Origin of the sequence: Pseudomonas sp. G1002, assembly GCF_013385455.1 — a bacterium.
GTDB lineage: Bacteria > Pseudomonadota > Gammaproteobacteria > Pseudomonadales > Pseudomonadaceae > Aquipseudomonas.
Genome location: NZ_JACAPY010000049.1, coordinates 1 through 16,256, shown reverse-complemented (window position 1 = coordinate 16,256; position 16,256 = coordinate 1). Strand labels below are relative to the sequence as shown.

At 62.9% G+C, this 16,256-nt stretch carries 14 protein-coding genes; 5 read left to right on the top strand and 9 right to left on the bottom strand.

Annotation, left to right across the window (positions count from 1 at the left end; all coding sequences use genetic code 11):
* Positions 1-10 precede the first annotated feature (10 nt).
* The 3 genes from HX801_RS28095 to HX801_RS28085 form a co-directional block, all read right to left on the bottom strand.
* Entirely contained in the window at positions 11-916 is a 906-nt protein-coding gene (locus tag HX801_RS28095) for a LysR family transcriptional regulator (RefSeq protein WP_177023144.1), read from the bottom strand.
* 22 nt (positions 917-938) lie between these two features.
* Positions 939-1,319 (bottom strand): type 1 fimbrial protein, encoded by a 381-nt coding sequence (locus tag HX801_RS28090; protein ID WP_177023143.1) that lies wholly within the window; start codon positions 1,317-1,319, stop codon positions 939-941.
* Positions 1,320-1,431: 112 nt separating this feature from the next.
* Positions 1,432-2,655 (bottom strand): MFS transporter, encoded by a 1,224-nt coding sequence (locus tag HX801_RS28085; RefSeq protein WP_177023142.1) that lies wholly within the window; start codon positions 2,653-2,655, stop codon positions 1,432-1,434.
* 124 nt (positions 2,656-2,779) lie between these two features.
* On the opposite strand from HX801_RS28085, the gene HX801_RS28080 reads away from it, so the two are divergent.
* Positions 2,780-3,484 carry a TetR/AcrR family transcriptional regulator gene (locus HX801_RS28080; RefSeq protein ID WP_177023141.1) on the top strand — a complete coding sequence of 235 codons (705 nt, stop codon included), beginning with the start codon at positions 2,780-2,782 and terminating at the stop codon, positions 3,482-3,484.
* Here HX801_RS28080 and HX801_RS28075 read toward each other — a convergent pair.
* Together HX801_RS28075 and HX801_RS28070 are read right to left on the bottom strand one after the other, a co-directional pair.
* Entirely contained in the window at positions 3,387-4,310 is a 924-nt protein-coding gene (locus HX801_RS28075; protein WP_008433275.1) for a LysR family transcriptional regulator, read from the bottom strand. The genes HX801_RS28080 and HX801_RS28075 overlap by 98 nt on opposite strands.
* Before the next feature lie 51 nt (positions 4,311-4,361).
* Positions 4,362-5,258 (bottom strand): LysR family transcriptional regulator, encoded by an 897-nt coding sequence (locus HX801_RS28070; RefSeq protein ID WP_008433274.1) that lies wholly within the window; start codon positions 5,256-5,258, stop codon positions 4,362-4,364.
* 117 nt (positions 5,259-5,375) lie between these two features.
* Between HX801_RS28070 and HX801_RS28065 the strand changes: the two genes are divergently transcribed.
* From HX801_RS28065 to HX801_RS28055, 3 genes are all read left to right on the top strand, one after another.
* The gene (locus HX801_RS28065) at positions 5,376-6,041 is read left to right on the top strand and encodes an RraA family protein (RefSeq protein WP_134326042.1); all 666 of its coding nucleotides are present in this window, start codon (positions 5,376-5,378) and stop codon (positions 6,039-6,041) included.
* 11 nt (positions 6,042-6,052) lie between these two features.
* Positions 6,053-7,261: a pyridoxal phosphate-dependent aminotransferase gene (locus tag HX801_RS28060; RefSeq protein WP_003207899.1), complete on the top strand. Its 1,209-nt coding sequence runs from the start codon at positions 6,053-6,055 to the stop codon at positions 7,259-7,261.
* A 91-nt stretch (positions 7,262-7,352) separates the two neighbouring features.
* Positions 7,353-8,648, top strand: a complete 1,296-nt coding sequence (locus HX801_RS28055) for a cation:dicarboxylate symporter family transporter (protein ID WP_177023140.1) — start codon at positions 7,353-7,355, stop codon at positions 8,646-8,648.
* A gap of 101 nt (positions 8,649-8,749) precedes the next feature.
* Here HX801_RS28055 and yghU read toward each other — a convergent pair whose 3' ends face one another.
* The 4 genes from yghU to HX801_RS28035 all read right to left on the bottom strand — a co-directional run bounded on the left by yghU (position 8,750) and on the right by HX801_RS28035 (position 15,508).
* A complete protein-coding gene (gene yghU / locus HX801_RS28050) occupies positions 8,750-9,583 on the bottom strand; it encodes a glutathione-dependent disulfide-bond oxidoreductase (RefSeq protein ID WP_177023139.1) in 834 nt (277 codons plus the stop codon).
* Between the two features lie 133 nt (positions 9,584-9,716).
* Positions 9,717-11,144, bottom strand: a complete 1,428-nt coding sequence (locus HX801_RS28045) for an efflux transporter outer membrane subunit (RefSeq protein WP_003207893.1) — start codon at positions 11,142-11,144, stop codon at positions 9,717-9,719.
* On the bottom strand, positions 11,137-12,318 hold the full coding sequence (locus HX801_RS28040) for an efflux RND transporter periplasmic adaptor subunit (protein ID WP_003207891.1): 1,182 nt from the start codon (positions 12,316-12,318) through the stop codon (positions 11,137-11,139). The genes HX801_RS28045 and HX801_RS28040 overlap by 8 nt, the downstream gene beginning before the upstream one ends.
* Position 12,319: 1 nt before the next feature.
* Positions 12,320-15,508, bottom strand: coding sequence for an efflux RND transporter permease subunit (locus HX801_RS28035; RefSeq protein WP_008433261.1), 3,189 nt, complete (start codon positions 15,506-15,508; stop codon positions 12,320-12,322).
* A gap of 309 nt (positions 15,509-15,817) precedes the next feature.
* Here HX801_RS28035 and HX801_RS28030 point away from each other — a divergent pair, with 309 nt between their 5' ends.
* Positions 15,818-16,204 carry a MarR family winged helix-turn-helix transcriptional regulator gene (locus tag HX801_RS28030; RefSeq protein ID WP_003207888.1) on the top strand — a complete coding sequence of 129 codons (387 nt, stop codon included), beginning with the start codon at positions 15,818-15,820 and terminating at the stop codon, positions 16,202-16,204.
* The last annotated feature ends 52 nt before the right edge of the window (positions 16,205-16,256 follow it).

Below are 16,256 nucleotides of genomic sequence, written 5' to 3'. Positions count from 1 at the left end.
CCTGATGTCGTCAGGAAAGCACGCAGAGCTTGAGTTGTTCGCGCAACCAGAGATGTGCCAGGTCCTTGTCGAACCGTGGATGCCAGGCAGAGAACAAACTGAAGTCGCGCACCTCGAGGGGCAGAGCAAGGGCCGCCAGCGAGCGCTCATAACGGCTCAGGAAACGGGACGGAAGCACACTTACACAGTCGCTGTTCTGCAGCAGCAATGGAACGATGCTGTAGTAAGGCACCGACACCGCGACACGGCGCGCACGCCCCTTCTGCGCGAGCACATCATCAATAAAACCGTGAAAGCTGTTCACGGCACCCGACACCACCACATGCTCCAGGCCCAGGTATTCCTCCAGCGTTGGTGGCGCGGATCCGCGAGGGTGATCGGCGCGCTGGGCCATCTTGAATTCTTCCTGCAGCAGCAACTCGTGCGACAGGTTCCCGATACGGCTGTGTGATACCAGCGCGACGTCAATCTCGCCGCTTTCCAACTGATCGCCAAGCAACACCTGGTCGATCGCACGTATCGAAACCCGGATGCCCCCAGGACTCGCAGCCTGCACAAGCTGCACCAGCCGGGGCGCGACGATCGCAGCGGCGTTATCGTTCGCGCCAATCACAAAGGTCCGGTCCGACTTGGCAGGATCAAAGCATGGAAGGTCACCGACCACCGTCCCCAGTACCTGCAACGCCTGGCGCAACGGCTGACGCAAATGTTCGGCACGTGCTGTCAGCACCATGCCTTTTCCGGACTGAGCAGGCATCAATAAAGGGTCGTCGAACAGGTCACGCAACCGCGACAACTGCGCGGATAACGCCGACTGCGTCAGGTTGAGCTTCGCCGCCGCCCGCGTGACGTTCCTCTCCTCAAGCAAGACGCTGAGGGAAGTCAGGAGCGCGAGGTTGTGTCCAGTCAGGTTCATCGGGTTGATCCACTGCCATCTCTCAAGGTGACGTTAATGTAATCAGATACTGCCCCGACGTCACAGGCCTCCCTTGGCCATCCACCAACGCATATTGCTGCTGGTAATAGCGGTCTCCCCGGCCACTGTCGGCGACCAGCTTCACGTTCACGGCGCTGTGGTCGAGGGCCGTGACCGAGCCCACCGGTTGCACACTGCGCACGCTGATGGCGCTGCCGCGTGCGGACGTAGGGCAATTGTTGAGTTTCATCCCGTTGGCCACGGCGAGCGGTGTGCAAGGCGCTTCGACGATGCTGCCGTGAAACGAGATGACTCCCTGCCCCACCGGGCTCGCGGCCATGCAGGCACCGGACAGGCTGAACAACAGGCCAACATGGATTGCAGACATTCTCTTGATGCGCATGCCGATACTCCCGGGGGTGATAAAGCCTATGCCCCGGGATATCGGCCGAGCAGCAGGTTATTTTAAGATTTGTCTGATGTTAGAAGCGGTTTTTCCAAAGACTTTGGAAATATCAGTGCCCGCCGACCACAGGTTTACCGTGGGCCCGGTGCCCCGGCTTGAAGCCATGGAATCGTGCACACCACACAATCGCGAAGCCCACCGCCAGCAACACCAACATTGCCCATGGGAAAGACGCCACGCCCCAGGTATCCAGCAACACGCCACCCACCACGCCGCTTCCGGCGATCGCGCTGTTCCATGCCACCACGTTCAGCGACAGTGCCACGTCCGCTCCATCGCCTGCCGCATCCGCCAGTGCGGTTTGCAGCAACGTCGCAGCGCCGCCAAAACTCAAGCCCCACACCGCCACGCCGAGGTAAATAACGCCCGGCACCTGCGCCAGAAAACCAAACGCCAAACACGTCGCCGCAAAGCCCGCCAGGCTGACCAGCACCGTCTTGCGCAACGCCACATCCACCAACCGGGCAGTCACCCAAATCCCGAGCAGCGCCGCTATACCAAACACCAACAACACCAGATCCACACGGTCCACCAAGCCCGCCGGAGCCACGAACGGCGCGATGTAGGTATAGAGAATGTTATGGGCGAGCATCCATGAGATCACCACCGCCAGCACTGGCCGCACACCCGGCGTGGTCAGCACCTTGCGCAACGGCATGCGCTGATGGGCCGACTGGCCGGGATAATCCGGCACTTTCACCAGCACCCAGACAATCAGCACCAGGGTCAGTGCCGACATGATCCCGAACGTGGTGCGCCAGCCCACCAGCCCACCCAGCCAGGTGCCCAGCGGTACGCCAAGTGACAGGGCAATCGGCGTTCCTACCATGGCCAGCGCCAACGCCTTGCCCTGCTGATGTGGCTCAACCATGCGCCGCGCATAGCCGGCCAACAAACTCCAGGCCAGCCCCGCTGCCATCCCCGCAAGGAATCGCGCCAGCAGCGTCAGCCCGTAGTGGGACGACAGCGCGGTGATCGAATTGAACAGCAGAAAACCGACGATGGTCAGCAGCAGCACATTGCGTCTACGCCAGCCGCGAGTCGCGATGGTCAGCGGGATCACCGCCAGCACCGAGCCCAGCGCATACGCGGTGACCATCTGCCCGGCCATGGACGCTGAAACTCCCAGCCCATCGCTGATCAGCGGCAACAGGCCCGCCGGCAGGGTTTCAGTGACGATGCAGATAAAACCGGTCATGGCCAGGGCGAGCAAGGCGCCGACGGGCAAGCGGTCGGGAACGGCGTCTGCCGATAAGATGGTTGAGGGGGTCACAGGGAAACTCCTTGAGCGAGAGGACTTAAATACCGATCGATATAAATGTTGGGCGCCCCACGCAGCGTTGTCAACGACTTATGTATCGACTAGTATTTATCTCATCACCCGAGAGGATTTCCACATGGCACAGATGGGCCGCCCCCGCACCTTCGACCGCGACCAGGCCGTGGAACAGGCCATGCACCTGTTCTGGCAGCACGGTTACGACGCGACGTCCCTGAGCCAGTTGAAAGCCGGATTGGGCGGCGGCATCTCCGCGCCGAGTTTCTACGCGGCGTTCGGCTCCAAGGACGCGCTGTTCCAGGAGTGCGTGCAGCGTTATCTGGCGACGTTCGCCCAGGTCACCGAATGCCTCTGGGATGACAGCCTGCCACCGCGCCAGGCCATCGAGACGGCGTTGCGGCAATCCGCACGCATGCAGTGTGAAGAGGGGCATCCCAAAGGCTGCATGGTAGCCCTGGGCGTGATGAGCGCGCCCTCCCCCGAGAACGCACAAGTCACCCATGGGCTGACCCATTCGCGAGAGCGCACACGGGCGGGCATCGTGCATTGTGTCGAGCGCGGCATCCGGGCGGGCCAGTTACCGGCCGAGACCAACGCCCGTGCCATGGCCACGGTCTACGACAGTTTTCTGCAAGGCGTGTCGATCCTCGCCCGGGATGGCGTCGACACTGATGCCATCGATACTGCCATCGGCCAACTGATGCTGACCTGGGATGTATCCGCCGCTACAGCGCCGCCCATTCGGCGCGATGCTCCAGCAGAAAATCCACAAACGCCCGCACCCGATGCGGTACATAGCGGCCATGGGGATACAGCAAGGTAAACGGCCGTGATCGCCCGCCGTAAGGCTGTAAGACCTCTACCAGGCTGCCGTTGGCCAACTCCTCCTCGACGATGAACTTGTAGGTCTGGAATAACCCCGCGCCGTGCTTGGCCAGGGTTACGCCACCCAGCACATCGTCAGAGCAGCTGTAGCCTGCTTCCCCGGCAAACTCCCGCTCCTTGCCGTCCACCTGGAACAGCCAGGAAATGCGCCGCCCGTTGCTCGGCAATTCGTACTGGATGCACTCATGGTTCGGCAAATCCTCCAGGGCCTGGGGCGTGCCGGCACGCTTCAGGTATGACGGCGTCGCGACCACCACCAGCCTGGCGTCTTCCAGCAACCGCGCAATCAGCGTCGAGTCCGGCTGGGCCCGCACGCGAATGGCCAGGTCATAACCTTCGGCGACGAAATCGATGTTGCGGTTGCTGATGTGGATATCCACGCTGACTTGCGGGTACAGCGCACGGAATTTCGGCAGCAGCGGCAGGATCCGGTGATGGCCGTAGGTGGTCGGGATGCTGATGCGCAACAGCCCGGACGGCACCGATTGCGCGCCCATCATTTCCTGCTGGGCTTCCACCAGTTGCGTCAGCGCCTGGCGGCATTGCTCGAAAAATGTCCGACCGCCATCGGTCAGGCGGATGCTGCGGGTGGTGCGCACAAACAGCCGGGAGCCCAGGCGCTCTTCCAACCGCGAGATGCTGCGGCTCACCGCCGCCGGGGTCACGCCTGCCACCTGGGCGGCGGCGGTAAAGCTGCTGGCCTCGGCGGCCAGGCAGAACAGCTCGATGCTGCCCAGCTGCAAATCTTCGAAATGGCGTTTCATGATGGATTACACCGGGTAGGTCTTTAAGGACTCGCTCACTGCTTCGAAAAACTAAAACAACAACCGCGAAAAATCACAACACTGCACCGCCAACTGCGCCACATTCTGGTTCAAGCCAAACTGCCGATCCCCGCGATGCAACGCCACATACCCGACCCTCGGTAGCGCCGGTTCCGTCACCAGCGCGCGCAGCTCCCCGCGCTCGATCAAATGCGACAAACACCCCTTGGGCAAATAACTCACCCCCACCCCCGACAGCGCCAGCCCGACCTGCACCAACAGGTTATGACTGGTCAACTTGCGCGGCATCTGCACAGCATGCGCTGCCAACCAGCGCTCATAAATCAGCCCCGTCCCCGAGTGCGACCCCTGGGTCAACACCGTATACCCGGCCAATGCCTCAAGCCCCACCGGATCAGCCTCGCTGACCAACCCCGGTGCGCACATCCAGGCGTTTTCCACACTGCCCAGCGGCGTACTCAGGAAGCGCGAATCACTGTAGGCATCAGGCACGATCACCAGGTCCAGCTCATCACTCTCCAGCTTGCGAAACAGCTCACTGCTCAACTCCACCGACGGTTCGATCTGCACCTTGGGATAGGCCTCGCGCAACGCCTCCACCAGCGCCGGCAACCAGGTGAAAGCCGTCAATTCCGTCACCCCCAGGCGAAACCTGCGCACCAGCACTTCACGGGTGCTGACCCGCTCCAGCATGTAGTCACGACGCTCCAGCAGGTCCTTGGCGTAGTCGAGCAACTCGGCGCCCTTTTCCGTCAACCGCGCATTGCGTTTACTGCGGTCGAAAATCTCCACATCGAAGGTTTCTTCCAACTCCTGGATGCGCTTGGAAATCGCCGACTGCGACATGTTCAGCTTGTTCGCCGCCGCCTCGAAACTGCCCAGCTCGGCAATCCAGTACAACGCGTCGATTTGCTTGAACGTGATCATCGGCCATCTCCCATGAGAAAAAGCGATCCTATCAGATAATAAAATATCGCTAAAACTGTATGTTCATCACTCCTAAGATCTAGCCACAGACCCATAAGATCAATCGGAGTTACAGCCATGTCCTTGCCCGGTTCCCGCATCCTCCCCAACCCGCCGCTGGCTTCTGCCGAAGTGCTCGAAGCCTTCACTCACGTGGTCACCCCGCACATCAGCGACAACCTCGGCCGGCACATCGGCGCCCGTGGGCTGAACCGCTACAACCGCACCGGCAAGCTGGTGGGCACCGCGCTCACGGTGAAAACCCGCCCCGGCGACAACCTGCTGATCTACAAGGCCTTGAGCATGCTGGAGCCGGGCCACGTGCTGGTGGTGGACGCCCAGGGCGACACCAACAACGCGGTGATCGGCGAACTGGTCAAGCTCTACGCCCAGCAACGCGGCTGCGTGGGGTTTGTGATTGACGGGGCGATTCGCGATGTCGCGAGCTTCGAGGACACCCCTTGCTACGCCCGCAGCGTGGTGCATTGCGGCCCCTACAAGACCGGCCCGGGCGAGGTGAATGTGCCGGTGTCCATCGGCGGCATGCTGATCAACCCGGGGGATGTGCTGGTGGGTGACGAAGACGGCCTGGTCGCCTTCTCCCAGGCCGACGCCGCCGAAGTGCTGCGCAAGGCCGCGCAACACGCGGCCCATGAAGAGCAAGTCAAAGCCGAAATCGCCAGCGGTGCGGTGCGCCAGAGCTGGATCGACAAGGTGTTGCAACAGGCCGGCCTGGCAGGCTGAGGGGAGTCATCATGAGCACTGCCTTTCTGTCCGACCGGGTGCTGGGCATCGCGCCCTCCCCGAGCATCGCCGCCAACGCACTGGTCAGCGAACTGCGCGCCCAGGGCCGGGACATCGTCAACTTCACCGTGGGCGAGCCGGACTTCGATACACCCGCGCATATCCTCGAGGCGGCCAGCGCCGCGATGCACGGTGGCGACACCCACTACACCGCCACCAGCGGCACCCTCGCCCTGCGCCAGGCGATCTGCCTCAAGCTCAAGCGCGATAACCAGCTGGACTATGGGCTGGACGAAGTGATCGCCGGGTGCGGTGGCAAGCACATCATTTATCACGCCCTGGCGGCGACCCTGAATCGCGGCGACGAAGTCATCGTGCACACGCCGTATTGGGTGTCGTACCCGGACATCGCACGGCTGAATGACGCGACGCCGGTGATCATTCCCGGCGACGAGTCACTGGGGTTCAAGCTGTCGCCTCAGGCCCTGGAACAAGCGATCACCCCGCGCAGCAAATGGGTGATCCTCAACAGCCCGAACAACCCCAGCGGCGCGGTGTACAACGAGGCCGAACTGCTGGCCCTGGCCGCGGTGCTGCGGCGCCATCCCCATGTGCTGATCATGGCGGACGAGATCTACGAGCACTTCGTCTACGACGATGCCCGCCACGTTTCCCTGACCCGACTCGCACCGGACCTGAAGCCGCGCACGCTGATCGTCAACGGCGCCTCCAAGGGCTACGCCATGACCGGCTGGCGCCTGGGTTTCGGTGCCGGCCCGGCCTGGCTGATCGCGGCCATTGCCAAGCTGCTTTCGCAAACCACCACCTGCCCCAGTTCCCTCAGCCAGGCTGCCGCAGTTGCCGCCTTCGCTGGCGACCAGGCGCCCATCGCCGGGATGCGCGAGGTGTACCAGCAACGCCGCGAACGCATGCTGGGCCTGCTCGAAGACATTCCCGGCGTGAGCTTCACGCCACCGGATGGCGCGTTCTACGTGTTCGCCAACGTCGCCGGGCTGATGGGCAAGACCACCGCCCACGGCGAGCGGATCGACAGTGACACCCAGCTGGCCGAGCACCTGCTGCGGGAACACGGCCTGGCCACCGTAAGCGGCGCGGCGTACGGCATGTCGCCGTATATCCGCCTGTCTTTCGCCAGCTCGCTTGACGTGATTGAAGAAGGTTGCCGTCGCCTGAATGAAGCGTGCCATCGATTGCGCTGACGGATTCCCGCCCCATCCGGCGGCCAGGGATGGCCGCTCATTGACTGCCTAGAACAACACTCATAATCATTGATATAAATGAGGCATTCCCATGCACAAGCCCCGCATCGCGCTGGTCTGGCAAATCCTGATCGGCTTGCTCGCCGGCATCGCCATCGGCGCCCTGCTGCACCGTTTTCCCGAATCCCGGCCGTGGCTGGTGGACAACCTGCTGCAACCGGCGGGCGATATCTTTATCAAGCTGATGAAGATGATCGTCGTGCCCATCGTGTTTGCCTGCATGGTGGTGGGCATTGCCGGGCACGGTGACGGTAAATCCCTGGGACGCATCGGGGCCAAGTCCCTGGGCTATTTCTTCTGCATCACCACCCTGGCGATCATCGTCGGGCTGGTGATGGGCAACCTGCTCAAGCCGGGTGCCGGTACCGAACTGGCCAGCCTGCAAGCGAGTGCCGTGACCTTGCCCACCAGCAGCGCCGGCGGCGGCCACAGCCTGGGGCAGATCATTGTCGGGATCATCCCGGACAACGTCATCAACGCCATGGCCCAGGGCAGCCTGCTGTCGGTGCTGTTCTTCGCGGTGATGTTTGGCCTCGGGGTTTCGCGCTTGCCGGCCGAGCGCAAGGACCCGGTGATTGCCCTGCTGCGCGGGGTGTCGGAGGCGATGTTCAAGGTCACGTCGATGATCATGGCCTACTCGCCCATCGGCGTGTTCGGGATGATCGCAGTGACCGTGGCCAACTTCGGTTTCAGCTCGCTGTTGCCGTTGGCCAAGCTGATCCTGGTCAGCTACGTGTCGATTGCTTTCTTCGTGCTGGTGGTGCTCAACCTGGTGGCGCGGCTGTGGGGGATCAACCTGTTTGCGTTGATGCGGCATATCAAGGATGAACTGATCCTGGCGTTCTCCACCGCCAGTTCGGCGGCGGTGATGCCGCAACTGATGAAGAAACTCGAAACCTACGGCGTGCCGCCTTCACTGGTGAGCTTTGTGGTGCCGGTGGGGTATTCGTTCAACCTGGACGGTGCGTCGCTGTTCCTGGGGATCGGCACGCTGTTTGTGGCGCAGCTGTATGGCATCGACCTGAGCCTTGGCGACCAGGCCCTGCTGGTGGTGACCATGGTGCTGACATCCAAGGGCGCGGCCGGGGTGCCGGGGTTCATGTTCGTGATTCTGTCGGCGACCCTGGCGAGTGCGGGCTTGCCGTTGGAGGGCATCGCCTTCATCGCCGGGGTGTATCGCCTGATGGAAATGCCAACCACCGCGTTGAACGTGCTGGGCAATGCCCTGGCACCGCTGGTGATTGCCAAATGGGAACGCCGTGAAGGCACCGCAGATACCTGTGGCGAGGGAGCTTGCTCCCGCTGGGCCGCGAAGCGGCCCCAATAAGCAGCCCTTGTTCTTTCAGGTAGAACGTGGGTGCAGGTTTTGGGGCTGCTTCGCAGCCCAGCGGGAGCAAGCTCCCTCGCCACAAGGGTGGGTGTGGTGGGTCAGTCGAGGTCCGACGCCTCATGCCGCTCGCGCAGTTGCTCTGACGGCTCGCCCGACACGCGGTTGACCCGGCGCCCACGCTGCACCGCCGGCCGCGCTTCGATGGCATTGGCCCAGCGCACGACGTGCTTGTAATCCTGCACCGAGAGAAACTCTCCCGCCTCATACAAGCGGCCTTTCACCAGGCCGCCGTACCACGGCCAGATCGCCATGTCGGCGATGGTGTACTCATCCCCGGCAATGTATTCGTGCTCGGCCAATTGCTTGTCCAGTACGTCCAGTTGGCGCTTGGTTTCCATGGCGAAGCGGTCGATGGCATATTCGATCTTGGTCGGCGCGTAGGCATAGAAATGCCCGAAACCACCGCCCAGGTACGGCGCGCTACCCATCTGCCAGAACAACCACGACAGGCATTCGGCACGGGCCGCCGGTTCGGTGGGCAGGAACGCGCCGAACTTCTCGGCCAGGTACTGCAGGATCGCACCCGACTCGAACACCCGAATCGGCTTGGGCCCGCTGCGGTCCAGCAGCGCGGGAATCTTCGAGTTCGGATTGACCCCGACGAAACCGCTGCCGAACTGGTCGCCGTCACCGATCCTGATCAACCACGCATCGTATTCCGCCCCCTGGTGACCCAGGGCCAGCAGTTCTTCCAGCAGGATCGTGACCTTCTGGCCATTGGGCGTTGCCAACGAATACAGCTGCAACGGATGACGGCCTACCGGCAATTCCTTGTCGTGGGTCGCGCCGGCAATGGGCCGGTTGATGCTGGCGAAGGTGCCGCCGTTTTGGGTCTTCCAGGTCCAGACTTTTGGCGGTACGTAATCAGTCATGCCACTACTCCTTGGATTCAATGTTCACAACAACTAACGGCAGGCGCGAGCTTGCTCGCGAAAAACTCGAGGGCGCCGTGTTCTTTCAGGATGCCCGCGTTGTGGTCGACGACCTTCGCGAGCACGCTCGCTCCTACAGGTTCTTTTGGGCCAGTTGGGCCATATTCCAACCGCCACCCAGTGCCTTGATCAGCCCTACGTTGGCGCTTAACTGTTGAGTCTGCAGATCCAGCACCGTGCGCTGTGCCTGCAACGACGCTACCTGCGCCGTCACCACGTCCAGGTACGCCGCGCCACCCTGGCGATAGCGTGCCAGGGACAAGTCCTCGGCGTACTGCGCGGCTGCCGCCGCATCGCGCTGGTCAACCAGGGCGGTGTCGAGCCCGGAGATGATCGACAGGTTGTTCTCCACCTGCTCGAACGCGGTCAACACTACACCACGATACTTGGCTGCGGCTTCATCGGTTGCCGCCTTGGCACTGTCCACCCCGGCCTGGCGCGCGCCGCCGTCAAAAATCGTCCCCACCAGCGACGGGCCGATGGCCCAGAAAATGTTGGGCGCGCTCAACAAGTGCGCGAACTCATCACTCTGGAAACCACCCTGGGCACTCAGGGTAAGGGCCGGGAACCAGGCGGCTTTCGCCACCCCTATGCGTGCATTGGCCGAGGCAATCCGGCGCTCGGCAGCAGCGATGTCCGGCCGACGCTGCAACAGCGTAGACGGTACACCGGTGGGCACGCCGGGCAAGGCGATATCCGCGACGCTGGGGGCAATCGCGTAGGTCGATGCGGACTCACCCAGCATCGCCGCTATCGAGTGTTCAAGCACTGCACGCTGCACCAAATTCTGGCTCAGCTGCGACTTGACCGTCGACAGTTGGGTACGCGCCCGCGCCACGTCCAGCCCGGAGACGATACCGCCGCCGTGCAAGCCTTCGGTCAGGCTCAAAGCCTTGGCATAGGCATCGCTGGTTTCCTGCAGCAACTGGTCTTGCCGGTCGATGCCACGCAGGCGGATGTAGCTGTCGGCCAATTGCGCCTGCAAGCTCAGACGCACCGAAGCCAGGTCCGCCTTGGCGGCCTGGGCGTCGCTGGTGCCGGCGGCAACGGTGTCGCGCACACGGCCCCAGAGGTCGACTTCATAGTCCAGTTCGACCCCCACTGTCCCGGAATCGTAAACATTCGGCGGGCTGGCCGAGCGCAGTGGCCGGGTGTCCGACTGGCGAATGCGCTGGGCATTGCTGGAACCGATCAGCTTTGGAAACAGCCCGGATTGCGCCTGGGCCAAAAACGCCTGGGCCTGGGAATAGTGAGCCAGTGCCGCGCTCAAGTCCGGGTTGCTTTGCAGCAACTGCTGCTCCATCGCATCCAGTTGCGGGTCCTTGTAGATGTGCCACCAACCGTCACGACTTGCTTGGTCGTTCGGCGTGCCGACGGTCCACGGTCCCTGGGTATGGAACTGCGCGGCGATGGGTACCTCCGGCACGTCCAGCGGCGGCGCAAGATGGCAGGCGCCCAGGCCCAGGGTCGCGACCAATACCAGGCAAGTGCGCTTAGCCATGGGGTTTGGCCTCCACGGGATTGGCGGCCAGTTGCACCGAATCGTCGTCGGCCAGGCCGTCGGGCGGAGTGTCGATCACGCGGTCGGTGGCGACCAGGCCGCTGCCGATTTCCACGCTGTCACCGAAGTCCCGGGCGATGGTCACGGTCTTGAAGTGCACATGATTATTCGCGTCGAGGGTGGCCACGCGCATGCCCTTGTCATCGAACACCAGGGCGCTGGCAGGCAGGCGCAGCACGTCGGTCTGCACCGGCAAGGTGAACTGCACGCTGGTGTAGCCGCCCGGCAACAGGCGGCTGCCGGGGTTCTCCACCAACAGTTGCACCAGGGTGCTGCCGGACGCGGCGTTCACCGCATCGGCAGTGGCGATCACCTTGGCGTTGAAGGTTTCACCGCGATACTCCGGCACGCTCAGACGCGCCACGGTGCCCACCTGGATCTGCGGCGCCGACGACTGCGGCACCTGCACATACACCCGCAGGCGGCTGACGTCAGAGACCGCGAACAGCTCTTTGCCAGTGGCACCACCGGCACTGATCAACGCCCCCACATCGGTGGAGCGTGCAGTGACCACGCCGGCGAACGGCGCAGTCAAACGCTGGAAGCCCTTGGTGGCAACCAACTGGTCGACGTTGGCCCTGGCCGCGACCACTTTGGCCTGCTTGGCAGTCAGGTCGCCGGTGCGCTCATCCACGTCCTGGCGCGACACCGAATCCGACGAAAGCATTGCCTGCCAGCGCTTGGCGGTGGTCTGTGCCAGCGACTCGTCGGCCTGGGCCGAAGCCAGCACCGCCTTGGCTTGCAGCAGTTGCTGATCGAGCTCCGGCGTGTCGATTTCGGCCAGCAGTTGCCCGGCCTTCACGTGGTCGCCGATGTCGACGTTCCAGGTCTTGAGGTAGCCATTGACCCGGGCAAAGATCGACGCCCGGGAGTACGCCTCAAGACGCCCCGGCAGGTTCAGGATCGGACCCTGGGGCTGCACGCTCGGGGTGATCAGGATCACGCTGGGCAACGCCTGGGCATCGGTCCAGGTTTTCAGGTCATGGGATTCGCTGGCGCGCACGCCGATGCCGAATACCACCACGGCAACCAGGACCACCAGCCCCAGCACCAGCCAGAGCAGACCACGGGATTTACGGCGGGGCGAACCCGGATTGGAAACGGAAGCAGACATGTCAAACCCCTTGAGTGGCGGTGGTCGCAAGCGTGGCGTGCTGACGCCGCCCGTGCACAAGACTGAAAATCAGCGGAACCAGGAACAACGTGGCAATGGTGGCGAAGGCCAGCCCGCCGATGACCGCGCGGCCCAGCGGGGCGTTCTGTTCGCCGCCCTCCCCCAGGCTCAGCGCCATCGGCGCCATGCCGATGATCATCGAAATCGCGGTCATCAATACCGGGCGCAGACGGGTAAAGCCGGCTTCAAGCGCCGCCTGCACCGCATCCCCGTGCACGGCCAGGCGTTCGCGGCAGAAGCTCACCACGAGGATGGCGTTGGCGGTGGCCACGCCCATGCACATGATCGCCCCGGTCAGCGCCGGTACCGACAGCGGCGTGTGGGTGATGAACAGCATCCACACGATGCCCGCGAGCGCCGCCGGCAAGGCGGTGATGATCACGAACGGGTCAGCCCAGGACTGGAAGTTGACCACGATCAGCAGGTAGATCAGCACCACCGCGCCAAGCAGGCCAAACAGCAAGCCACTGAAGGCCGCGTTCATGGTTTGCACCTGACCCTGCAACAGCACCTTGGAGCCGGTGGGCACTTCGCTGGCGTGGGCGGCGATGATCTTCTGGATGTCGGCGGCAACGGCACCGAGGTCGCGGCCCTGAATTGCGGTCAACACCTCGACCACCGGCTGGATGTCCGACTGGGTCACCACCGAGTTCGCGTGGCTGCGTTCGATGGACGCCAGGCCGCCGAGGGTCTGGTCTTGCGCCGAACCGGGGCTGCCGCTCAACGGCAGGTTATGCAGGGCGGCCAGGGTGTCGAGGCCGTACTGCGGGGTTTGCATCACAATCGGATAAGACACGCCGTTGGCCGGGTTGAGCCAGAACGTCGGCGCCACCTGGCTGGAACCCGCCAGGTTGACCACCAGGCTGTTGGTCACATCGCGCTCGTTCAGGCCCACCAGTTGGGCCTGGGTACGGTCCACATCGATCTTGAACGTGGGCAGTTGCCGCGACTGCTGGATACGCGCATCCACCACACCCGGCACCCGCCGGATTTCCCGCAGCAACGTGCTGGCGTAGGTGAAGTTGGCGGGCAGGTTATTGCCGCTGACTTGCACATCCACCGGCGCCGAAGAACCGAAGTTGAGAATCTGCCCGACGATGTCCGAAGCCGGGAACGAGAACACCGCATTCGGGAATTCACGGGGCAGCCGCTCCCGCAGTTCGCGCATGTATTCGGCGGTGGGACGATGGCCCTCTTTCAGGCTGATCTGGATGTCGCTGTCCTGTGAACCCACGGTGCCGGTGTTGTTGTAGGCCACGTTGATCCCGCTGATGGCCAGGCCGATATTGTCGACGATGGCCGCCAGCTCCCGGGGCTCGATCACGTTATGAATGGTGTTCTCGATCTGCGAGACCAGCCGCGCATTGCTCTCGACCCGCGTGCCGATCGGTGCACGCACATGCAACAGGATCTGCCCGGAGTCGACGTCGGGGAAGAAGTTGCGACCCAGGAATGGCACCAGCGCAAACGACACGGCGACGAACGCCAGCATCGCGATCACCGCGATACGGCGGTGGTGCAAGGCACTCTCCAGTGCCCCGTGGTAAACCCCGCGAAACGCCTCGAACTGGCGCTCGAACCCGCGCTGGAATTTCACCAGCGGGTTGCTCGACGGCGCCACCACTGGCGTACCGTCCGCATGATGTTCGTGAGGCTTGAGCAGGTAATTGGCGAGGGTCGGCACCAGGGTTCGCGAGAGGATGAACGAGGCGATCATCGCGAAGATCACCGCTTCGGCCATCGGCACAAACAGGAAGCGCGCCACGCCTTCCAGGAAAAACATCGGCACAAACACGATGCAGATACACAGCAGCGACACGAACGCCGGCGTGACGATCTGCGCCGCGCCGTCGAGGATCGCCGTCTCCACCGGCTTGCCCTGTTCCAGGTGCCAGTTGATGTTTTCGATGGTCACCGTAGCGTCATCCACCAGGATCCCCACCGCCAATGCCAGGCCGCCGAGGGTCATGATGTTGAGGGTTTCGCCGAGCGCCGACAGCGTGGCAATCGACGACAGGATGGCCAGCGGGATCGACGTGGCGATGATCACCGTGGAGCGCCAACTACCGAGGAACAACAGGATCATCAGGCTGGTCAACGCGGCGGCAATGATCCCTTCCCGGGCGACGCCGCTGATGGCCGAGCGCACGAACAGCGACTGGTCGCCGATCAGGTCGATATTCAGGTTGGGCGGCAAGGCGCCTTTGTTGTCGGCCAGTTTGTCCTTGATCCCGGCGATCACCCCGAGGGTCGACGCTGAACCGGTCTTGAGCACCGGCAGCAGCACGGAGCGGTTGCCGTTGACGTGCACGATGTTGGTCTGCGGCGGGTTGCCGTCACGCACCGTGGCCACGTCACGAATCAACACCGTGGTGCCGTCGGCGGTCTTGATCGGCAGGTTTTCCAGGTCGTGGAAGTCCGTCGGCGAGTTGTTCAGTTGCAGGTTGAACTCGTAGCTGCCGATCTTTTGCGTGCCCACCGGGGTGATCAGGTTCTGCGTGGCCAGGGCAGTGGCCACGTCCTGCGCCGAGAGACCACGGGCCTGCATGCGTGCGGAGTCGAGGTCGATCTGCACCTGGCGGGTCTTGCCGCCGAACGGGTATGGCAGTGCGGCACCGGGCACCGTAGTCAGCATCAGGCGCACGGTGTTGAGGCCCAGGTCACCGAGTTTCTGTTCGCTGAGGCCTTTGCCGGACAACGCCAACTGCACGATCGGCACTGTCGAGGCGCTGTAGTTGAGGATCAGCGGCGGCGTGGTGCCCGGCGGCAGTTGACGCAGGATGGCCTGGGACACCGAAGTCATCTGCGCGTTGGCCGTACTGATGTTGACTCCCGGCTGGAAGAACACCTTGACGATTCCGTAGCCGTTCAGCGATTGCGCCTCGATATGGCGGATGTCGTTGACCGTGGTGGTCAGCACCCGCTCGAACGGCGAGGTGATGCGGCCGGCCATCTGGTCCGGCGGCAAGCCGGTGTACTGCCAGATCACGGCAATCACGGGGATGCGAATTTCGGGGAAGATGTCGGTCGGTGTACGCCAGGCCGCGAGCGGGCCCACAATCAGAATGAAAATAGCCAATACCAGGAAGGTATAGGGGCGCCGCAATGCGATGCGCACGAGGTTGAGCATAGATGTGATCCAGACAGGAAGTTGATGACTGAAGGAGGTACCGAACAGCGCTTCCCTCCTGCCCCGCCCGTCTGTGTTCCGGGCCAACTGCACTGACATCCGGTCAAAATAGAGGCATATGCCACGATATAGCGTTTAGTGGCATACGCAACTAATTTGTTGCAGCATGTGTCAATATTCATCTTGCCGGATTAACGTTCGGTTAACCCTTGATCTGTAGCGAGTGATCAGCCTGTGAAATGCGCACCGCCTGTCCTGAATAGCCCGAGCACCTGTTCCAACGGAGCCGTGCGGCGCGCGTCCCGTCGTATGGCGCAGATCTATGACGAGGCGTTTGCGCCGTTTGGTTTGAAGGCCACCCAGTATTCGCTGATGAACCACATCGCCAATGGGGACGCTCCGAAGATGCGCGACCTGGCGCAGTCGTTGGTGATGGATTTGTCAGCCCTGGGGCATACGCTCAAGCCGCTGGTGCGGGATGGGCTGGTGGTGTTGCGGGTGGATGAGTTGGACCGCCGCAGCCGGCGGGTGCTGTTGACCGACGCGGGGCAGCGTAAATACGAAGAGGCGCGGGTGGTGTCCAGGCAGATGGCGGTGCGGTTTGATGAGGTGTTTGGGGCTGAGGCGGCTTGCGAGTTGCGCAAGGCCATGGACTTTATTGCGTCTGATGAGTTTGCTCGGGCGTTGTTGGGTTAGGGGGCATATCCGTTATTTGGGTGATGGCTTGTATTGGTTCCGCTCTTACAGC